General features: G+C 69.3%; 9 protein-coding genes. 6 read left to right on the top strand and 3 right to left on the bottom strand.

Translation table 11 applies throughout. The features are described from left to right. The coding region (locus VNT50_RS10625; protein WP_325485086.1) for a DNA gyrase subunit A at positions 1-1004 on the bottom strand (1004 nt) is incomplete at its 3' end. A gap of 94 nt (positions 1005-1098) precedes the next feature. Between VNT50_RS10625 and VNT50_RS10620 the strand changes: the two genes are divergently transcribed. After that, on the top strand, positions 1099-2223 hold the full coding sequence (locus VNT50_RS10620; protein ID WP_325485085.1) for an alkaline phosphatase family protein: 1125 nt from the start codon (positions 1099-1101) through the stop codon (positions 2221-2223). Positions 2224-2363: 140 nt separating this feature from the next. Here VNT50_RS10620 and sepH read toward each other — a convergent pair whose 3' ends face one another. Beyond that, a complete protein-coding gene (sepH, locus tag VNT50_RS10615; protein ID WP_325485084.1) occupies positions 2364-3395 on the bottom strand; it encodes a septation protein SepH in 1032 nt (343 codons plus the stop codon). Positions 3396-3597: 202 nt separating this feature from the next. Between sepH and VNT50_RS10610 the strand changes: the two genes are divergently transcribed. After that, positions 3598-3891, top strand: a complete 294-nt coding sequence (locus VNT50_RS10610; RefSeq protein ID WP_325485083.1) for a DUF4193 domain-containing protein — start codon at positions 3598-3600, stop codon at positions 3889-3891. On the opposite strand, the gene VNT50_RS10605 is transcribed toward VNT50_RS10610, so the two are convergent. Then, positions 3824-4357 carry a DUF3093 domain-containing protein gene (locus tag VNT50_RS10605; protein WP_325485082.1) on the bottom strand — a complete coding sequence of 178 codons (534 nt, stop codon included), beginning with the start codon at positions 4355-4357 and terminating at the stop codon, positions 3824-3826. The genes VNT50_RS10610 and VNT50_RS10605 overlap by 68 nt on opposite strands. 12 nt (positions 4358-4369) lie before the next feature. On the opposite strand from VNT50_RS10605, the gene dut reads away from it, so the two are divergent. The 4 genes from dut to acnA form a co-directional block, all read left to right on the top strand. Then, a complete protein-coding gene (dut, locus tag VNT50_RS10600) occupies positions 4370-4825 on the top strand; it encodes a dUTP diphosphatase (protein WP_325485081.1) in 456 nt (151 codons plus the stop codon). Then, positions 4822-5421 (top strand): DUF3710 domain-containing protein, encoded by a 600-nt coding sequence (locus VNT50_RS10595; RefSeq protein WP_325485080.1) that lies wholly within the window; start codon positions 4822-4824, stop codon positions 5419-5421. The genes dut and VNT50_RS10595 overlap by 4 nt, the downstream gene beginning before the upstream one ends. Next, positions 5418-6182 (top strand): DUF3159 domain-containing protein, encoded by a 765-nt coding sequence (locus VNT50_RS10590; protein ID WP_325485079.1) that lies wholly within the window; start codon positions 5418-5420, stop codon positions 6180-6182. The genes VNT50_RS10595 and VNT50_RS10590 overlap by 4 nt, the downstream gene beginning before the upstream one ends. 147 nt (positions 6183-6329) lie before the next feature. Next, positions 6330-8053 (top strand): aconitate hydratase AcnA (gene acnA / locus VNT50_RS10585; protein WP_325485078.1); only part of this gene is annotated, 1724 nt, incomplete at its 3' end.

The following is an 8053-nucleotide window of genomic DNA, read 5'->3' as shown; positions in this document are numbered from 1 at the left end:
GAGTCCTCGAGCGGCGTCAGACGGTAGAGCTGGTCGAGCACCGCCTGCGGGTCGAAGCCGGTCTTGATGCCGATAACGAGCCGGAGCCCGTGGCTGCGGTCGGTCAGGTCCGTGACGTCCGCGATGCCGGTCAGTCGCTTGGACTGGACGGCATCTTTGATCTTCTCGATGATGCGCTCGGGACCGACCTGGTACGGCAGTTCCGTCACGATGAGTCCCGTGCGTCGGGGCCCGAGGGATTCCACGGCGACCTTGCCCCGCACCTTGAACGCGCCGCGGCCCTTCGTGTAGGCGTCCTTGACGCCGTCGAGCCCCATCACGATGCCGCCCGAGGGGAAGTCGGGTCCTGGCACGAACTCCATGAGGTCTTCGACCGTGGCGTCGGGGTTCTCGAGCAGGTGGATGGCGGCGGCGACCACCTCGATGAGATTGTGCGGCGCCATGTTGGTGGCCATGCCGACCGCGATGCCGGTCGCGCCGTTGACGAGCAGGTTCGGGTAGGCGGCGGGCAGCACCGCCGGCTGGCGGAACTGGCCGTCGTAGTTCGGGATGAAGTCGACGACGTCCTCGTCGAGGTTCTCGGTCAGCGCGAGCGCGGCGGGCGCCAGGCGAGCCTCCGTGTATCGCGGGGCGGCGGGCCCGTCATCGAGCGACCCGAAGTTGCCGTGCCCGTCGACGAGCGGCACCCGAAGGGAGAACGCCTGTGCGAGCCGCACGAGGGCGTCGTAGATCGGGGCGTCGCCGTGGGGGTGCAGCTTTCCCATCACCTCGCCGACGACGCGCGCGCTCTTCACGTGACCGCGGTCGGGGCGAAGGCCCATGTCGGCCATCTGGTAGAGGATGCGGCGCTGCACGGGCTTGAGTCCGTCGCGGGCGTCGGGGAGGGCGCGCGAATAGATGACGGAGTAGGCGTACTCGAGGAACGAGCCCTGCATCTCGGCCGAGACATCGACGTCTTCGATGCGTTCGGCGATGTCGTCTGCGGGCGGTGCGGTGCGGGCCATGCGTGCCTTCGGTCAAGCGGGTCGACCACCGCGATCGCGCGGGGTCTTGAACGAGCGCCGGGGCAAGGCCGCACGCTGTGCGAGACTTGCCCCGATGCCCCTCATGCTACCCGCCGCGACCAGCGGAGCCCGGAGCCTCACCGGCGTGCTTCCGGATGTCACGGCCGCCCTCACGGGGGCCGCATCGGGGCTCGGGGCCGCGGCATCCGCCATCGTGTTCGTCATCGACGGCCTCGGCGCGCTGCAGCTCCGCACCCACGCCGGCCACGCGCGTTTCCTGGCGCCGCAGATGGGGAAGAAGGATGTCGCGTCCAGCGTCTTCCCTTCGACGACCGCTGCCGCACTCACGAGCCTTCTGACGGGGGAGTGGCCGGGAATCCACGGCCTCGTGGGCTATCGCGTGCTCGATCCCGCTCGCGGCGTCCTCGTCAATCAGCTCAGCGGCTGGGAGAAAGAGGGCGTAGACCCGGCGACCTGGCAGCGGGTCCCGACGAGCTTCGAGCGCGCGTCGGGACTCCGGTCATACGCGATCGGACTCAAGGAGTACGACGGCAGCGGCTTCACCCGCGCGATCCTCCGCGGCGCCCAGTACGTCTCGGCCGATTCCCCCGCCGAACGGGTCGCCGCGGCGGCGTCGCTGGCGAGTGAACCCGGCGCCCTGGTGTACTGCTACCTGCCCGAGCTCGACAAGGCAGGGCACCGGTACGGGGTCGCATCCGCCCAATGGGTGTCGGCCCTCGAAATCGTCGACGCGGCACTCGGCGCGGCGGACCTCCCGAAGGGCGTCGGTGCGATCGTCACCGCGGACCACGGCATGATCGACGTGCCCCGGCACCGTCACGTGCTGCTCGATGAGGACGACATCCGCTTCAACGGGGTCGCCCACGTGGGCGGCGAGCCGCGGCTGCTGCACGTCTACCTCGAAGAGGGTGAGGATGCCGATGCCGCCGCCCTGCGCTGGAGCGTCGCATCGGGTGCCACCGCCGATGTCGCGACCCGTGCCGAGGCGATCCGCGACGGCGCGTTCGGCCCCGTGGTCGACGACGAGGTGCTGCACCGCATCGGCGACCTGATCGTCGCCGCGCGCGGGACGTGGGCGTTCTACGACGACCGGCTCACCGACAAGCGCGCGCAGCTCATGATCGGACAGCACGGCTCGACGACGCCCGAGGAGACGCTGGTGCCGCTCATCAGGCTGGGCGCGTTCGCGAGAGCGTAATGTTCTAGCGCGCCTTGTGCCGCACTTCTCTGCGTGAGGAGGATGAGGATGATCGCGAGCACAAGAGCCGCGCCAGCTGCGACCGCCACGGTGGTTCGCCACCGTGGCGCTCGCATCGATCGTCTATCAGCCGATCGGGGCTACTGCTCATCCGTGCGGGCGCCGAAGACGATCTCGTCCCACGAGGGCATGGACGTGCGTCCCCTGCGGCGCGCCGACGCGTCGGCGCGCGCGGCTTCGGCCTCGCGGGCCTTCTCGTCCGCGCGGCCGAGCTCGTCGTAGCCGGGCTCGAGGGCATCGAAAAGCGCGACGGGGGAGTGCGACCGCTCGGTCTCGAGCTCGGCGCCGGGCAGCGGCTCGCGCTGACCGCGTCGGCGACGCAGGGCCTCGAGAAGGTCGGCCGTCTCGGAGCTCGTCACGCTCGCATCGGGGGCGCGCCGGGTGGCCGCGTTCTGCACCGCCGCCGCGACGGGCTCGGCGACGTCGGGAGCCTCGAGGTCGGCCTCGGGATCCGGCAGCCGTCGCGGGCCGAAGGCTCCGCTGTCGAAGCGGGAGTCATCCTTGTACGGCGACTGATCGAGCGCACGAAGGCGGGGGATGAGGCCCTCCGGGAGCGATCCCTGACGGGAGAGCTGTGTCGCGTCGGCGTTGAGCGGAGACAACGTGCTGCGCCGGGGGTCGAAGCCCCAGCGTGCGTCGTGCTCGATGTCGGCCGCCGCGAATTCGACCTTGACGATCCAGCCGGTCTGCTCTTTCCAGCTGGTCCACCGTTCGCTGGTGGCACCGGCCTCGGCGAGCTTGGCCCGGATGGCCGCGCCGAAGGTCGGCAGGGCGTCGTGCTCCAGGTCTCCGCCCATCAAGACCGGAACGGCGAGCGCCTGGCCGACGATGTGCTCGCGCTCGGCGAGCACTGGTCGTTCGTAGCGCGCCACGTCCTCGACGCGGGCGCCGAGGAGTTCCGCGACCTCGGGCGCCGACATTCCGGCACGGATATGACCCTGAATCTCGCGGGGGCTGGGTCGTGGCGTCTTCGCGTCGGCAGAGCGTTCCTGGCGAGCCTTGCGGAGCTCGGCGCGGAGCACGTCATCGATGGCCACGGCGAATCGCTCTCCCGAGTCGGTCGCCAAGACGATCGTGTCGTCCTCGGTTCCGATGACTGTGAGCTGTTCCATGCCTGACGCCCCTCCGAACGGTCTGCGTATGGGCCCATGCTCGCACGGTGTCGGCCGCGCGCCGGGAATACAGCGGGCGTGCCGCGAGTTTGGCTCCTCGCCGGCGAGCGCGCATTTGCGTAATGCACCCGCGTCGTGCAAACTATCGCCGCCTGACAAGCGCAGGCCCACGAACATTACGCAACGGAAGAGACATACAGGCATGGCCACGGATTACGACGCCCCCCGCAAGACCGAGGACGACAGCGAGTCGATCGAGGCCCTCAAGGAGCGCGTGCCCGACAAGCTCTCCGCGTCGGTGGATGTCGAGGACGCCGATAACCCGTCCGGCTTCGAGCTTCCCGGCGCCGACCTGTCCGATCTCGAGCTCGATGTCGTCGTGCTCCCCGCGCAGGAGGACGAGTTCACGTGCGTGAACTGCTTCCTGGTCAAGCACCGTTCGCAGCTGGACCACGAGAGCTCGTCGGGTCCGATCTGCAAGGAGTGCGCCGCGTAGCCTGCGCGCGCACGATCGCCGCGGCCAGCCGGTCGGGCGTCCGACTGGAGACGGTCCACGTCGGGGTGGGGTCGTCGGGATCGTTCACATCGACAACGATCACCCCGTCGATGCCACCCCGGATCAGGTGCCACCCGCGAGGGTCGAGCCCCGGTCCGCGCGCCTCGCGGGCCGACTGCGCTGTGCGAGCCACCGGTCTGCCCAGGCAGGCTACGTCGATGCGCGCACGCCCGGCGCGCAGCATCCCGTCCCGCACTTCGACGAGCGGCGAGATCACGATCAGAAGCGTCACGACGGCCACCCCCACGATCGCTCCGGCGACGAGTGCCAGGGTCGAGTCGATCGGCGCGAAGACGAGCGCCGCCATCGGGGCGACGACGGCTGCGGCGACGATCGCCCACAGCGAGGGCGTGAGGCGCTCCCGATAGAGGGCGGGGGACTGGATGTCGTGCTGTGTGTTCTGCATTACCCTCGTTGGGTGACCGAAAGCGTGGACGTCCTCATTATCGCCCCGGAGGTTCCGGCCTACGCACACCCGGGTGACGCGGGCGCCGATCTCCTCTCCGCCGAGTCGGTTCGGCTCGCGCCCGGCGAGCGCGCCCTCGTCGGCACCGGAGTGCGGATCGCCCTCCCGGACGGCTACGTCGCCTTCGTCGTGCCCCGCAGCGGCCTCGCGACGAAGCACGGGATCACCATTGTGAACTCGCCGGGTACCGTCGACGCCGGCTACCGCGGCGAGATCAAGGTCACCCTCCTGAACACGGATGCCGCCGAGGCCTACGACATCGCCCCCGGCGACCGCATCGCCCAGCTGATCGTCATGCCGGTGCCGCGTGTGCGCTTCATCCCCGTCGAGACCCTGCCCGAGAGTGCCCGCGGTGAGGGCGGCTTCGGGTCCACCGGCTACCAGAACACCCTCGGGAGCAACGCATGAGCGACGAGACACCCATCGGCGCAACCCGCAAGGCCGGACCCATCGATCGCGCGACGACCGGCCCGTTCGACGAGGCCGAGGCCAACCCGGTCCGTCCCTACATCGACCTCGGCGGCATCAAGATCCTGCCGCGCGAGGGGCTGAATCTCCGGCTCGAGGTCGAGGAGCAGACCAAGCGCATCGTCGCCGTCGGGCTCGACTACGCAGACTCGTCGCTGCAGGTGCAGCCGTTCGCCGCACCGCGCACCGCGGGACTGTGGGACGAGACGCGCGACCAGATCCGCGATCAGGTGCGCCAGCAGGGCGGCCGCGTCGAGGAGCGCGAAGGCCCGCTGGGTCCCGAGCTGCTCGCCGAGGTTCCGGTCGCCGCCGACGCCGACGGCGCCGCGGGCAAGCGTCTCGCGCGCTTCGTCGGTGTCGACGGCCCGCGCTGGTTCCTCCGGGGAGTCATCGGCGGCGCGGCCACGTCCGACGTCGAGGCGGCTGCGCAGGTCGAGGACCTATTCCGCTCGATCGTCGTGGTGCGCGGCGCTTCGCCGATGCCGCCGCGCGACCTCATCCCGCTGCGGATGCCGTCGACGCCGGGTTCCGCATGACCGACGAGCGACCGCACGGTACCCCAGATCCGCAGGCCGGCCCTCCCGGCGAAGAGCGCGACCCGCGGGCATCCGACGTGATCGGCGCCGCGCTCGGCAGCGCCGCCCTCAAGGCGGGCCTCGACCCGAACGCCGAGGCGTCGACCGGGCACGTCGTGTGGCGGGCCATGGGCGGCTGGCGAGGCATCCTCGAGTCCGTCCTCCCGGGGCTCGTCTTCATCGTGGCGTACACCGTCACGATCGACCGCGCCACGGGGGACGGCGACCTGTGGCTGTCCCTCGGGCTGTCCGTGGGAATCGCCGCCGTGTTCACGATCGCTCGCCTGATCGCCCGCCAGCCCGCCGGGGCCGCAATCGGCGGCCTGGTCGCCGTGGCCGCCGCCGCCGCGTTTGCCGCGTTCACCGGCGAGGCGGGCAACAACTTCATCCCGGGCTTCGTCACCAACGTGGTCTACGGCTCGGCGTTCCTCGTCTCCGCGCTCATCGGCTGGTCGCTCATCGGCCTCGCCGTCGGCTTCCTCAAGGGGGAGGGCACCGCCTGGCGAAAGGATCGTCGCAAGCGGCGTGTCTTCTTCTGGCTCGCCCTCGCGTGGGCCGGACTCTTCGCCGCACGACTGATCGTGCAGGTGCCGCTCTATCTCGCCGACGATGTGGCGGCACTCGGCACGCTCAAGCTGGTCATGGGACTGCCCCTCTTCGCACCGCTCGTCGCCGTGACATGGCTGGCCGTTCGCGCACTCTACGCACGAGACGAAGCGTGATAGATTTATCTTGATGTCAAGATAAATTAGCCCTCTGCCGAGTCGCCCTCGCGGGCGCGAACTGGTTAGGCACGCCTTGCTAGCCGCGCTCGGACGCTGCGACCAAGATGGTAGCGGGCCCGCGGTCGACCAGAAGGAGACGCCATCGTGTCAACGGTGAACAGCTTCGGTGCGAAGAGCACCCTGACGGTCGGCAGCACCGACTACGAGATCTTCCGCATCGATGCGGTCGCCGGATACGAAAAGCTCCCCTTCAGCCTGAAGGTGCTGCTCGAGAATCTGCTCCGCACCGAGGACGGTGCGAACGTCACGAAGGCGCAGATCGAAGCGCTCGGTTCGTGGGATGCCGCGGCCGAGCCGAACACCGAGATCCAGTTCACGCCGGCCCGCGTCGTGATGCAGGACTTCACCGGCGTGCCGTGCATCGTCGATCTCGCCACGATGCGCGAGGCCGTCGAAGCGCTCGGGGGAGACCCCAAGCGGATCAACCCGCTCTCGCCCGCCGAGATGGTGATCGACCACTCGGTCATCGCCGACCTCTTCGGCACCGAGAACGCGCTCGAGCGCAACGTCGAGATCGAATACGAGCGCAACGGTGAGCGCTACCAGTTCCTGCGCTGGGGCCAGACGGCGTTCGACGACTTCAAGGTGGTGCCGCCTGGCACCGGCATCGTGCACCAGGTCAACATCGAGCACCTTGCGAAAGTCATCTACGACCGCTCCGTCGGTGGGGTGCTGCGCGCGTACCCCGACACCTGCGTCGGCACCGACTCCCACACGACGATGGTCAACGGACTGGGCGTACTGGGCTGGGGCGTCGGCGGCATCGAGGCCGAGGCAGCGATGCTCGGTCAGCCCGTCTCCATGCTCATTCCCAAGGTCGTCGGGTTCAAGCTCTCCGGCGCCATCCCGACCGGAGTCACCGCGACCGATGTCGTGCTCACGATCACCGAGATGCTGCGCAAGCACGGTGTGGTGGGCAAGTTCGTCGAGTTCTACGGTTCCGGTGTCGCGTCCGTCCCGCTCGCGAACCGCGCCACGATCGGCAACATGAGTCCCGAGTTCGGCTCCACCGCTGCGATGTTCCCGATCGACGAGGTGACCCTCGACTACCTGCGCCTGACCGGCCGGAGCGACGAGCAGGTCGCCCTCGTCGAGGCGTACGCGAAGCTGCAGGCTCTCTGGCACGACGCCGACAAGGAGCCCGTGTTCAGCGAGTACCTCGAGCTCGACCTCTCGACCGTCGTGCCTTCGATCGCGGGCCCGAAGCGGCCGCAGGACCGCATCGTGCTCACGAACGCCAAGACGCAGTTCGCGAGCGACCTCACGAACTACGCCGACATCGAGCACGATCTCGTCGATCTCGAGGGCTCGGAGTCGTTCCCGGCATCCGACCCTCCGGGCAACTCGCCCGAAGACGAGTACAGCGCCCACGGTCACCATCACCGCAGCCACGCACCCGACAAGGGCTCGAAGCCCACCCAGGTCGTGCTCGGGGACGGCGAGAAGTTCACGCTCGATCACGGCGCCGTGACGATCGCCGCCATCACGTCGTGCACCAACACCTCGAACCCCTCCGTCATGCTCGCCGCCGGGCTGCTGGCGCGCAACGCCGTGAAGAAGGGCCTGAAGGCCAAGCCGTGGGTCAAGACCACACTCGCCCCGGGCTCGAAGGTCGTCACCGACTACTACGAGAAGGCGGGCCTGACGAAGGACCTCGAGGACCTCGGCTTCTTCACCGTCGGCTACGGCTGCACCACCTGCATCGGCAATTCGGGCCCCCTCATCGAGGAGGTCTCCGCCGCGATCAACGAGAACGACCTCGCCGTGACGGCCGTCCTGTCGGGCAATCGGAACTTCGAGGGTCGCAT

The sequence above is a fragment of the Microbacterium sp. genome (assembly GCF_035554235.1).
GTDB lineage: Bacteria > Actinomycetota > Actinomycetes > Actinomycetales > Microbacteriaceae > Microbacterium.
Note: the sequence above shows the minus strand (reverse complement) of the source record. Positions and strands in the feature narration are given on the sequence as shown.